This window comes from Bacteriovorax sp. DB6_IX (assembly GCF_000447775.1).
Classification (GTDB): domain Bacteria; phylum Bdellovibrionota; class Bacteriovoracia; order Bacteriovoracales; family Bacteriovoracaceae; genus Halobacteriovorax_A.
Window position 1 is genome coordinate 1 of the sequence record NZ_AUNJ01000317.1, and the last position, 224, is coordinate 224.

A 224-nucleotide genomic window follows, 5' to 3' on the forward strand; every position below is an offset into this window, starting at 1 on the left:
TTTAGATCAATGACGAAGTGAACTGTGAAGGCACAGGCAATTGAAAAGAAAAAGATATAACTTGTTAAAGAGTGAATATTAACGACTTTAGGAAAAAGTAAAAATGAAACAATCCCTATAAATAATTCTACCAATGGATAGACAGGACTAATCTTTACTTGGCAACCAGAACACTTTCCTCTTAGAAAGAGCCAACTGAAAACAGGTATATTTTCATTCCAATA

General features: G+C 32.1%; 1 protein-coding gene. It reads right to left on the minus strand.

Annotated features, from left to right (window positions below):
- Positions 1–224 (minus strand): prepilin peptidase (locus M901_RS17530; RefSeq protein WP_021277995.1); only part of this gene is annotated, 224 nt, incomplete at both ends.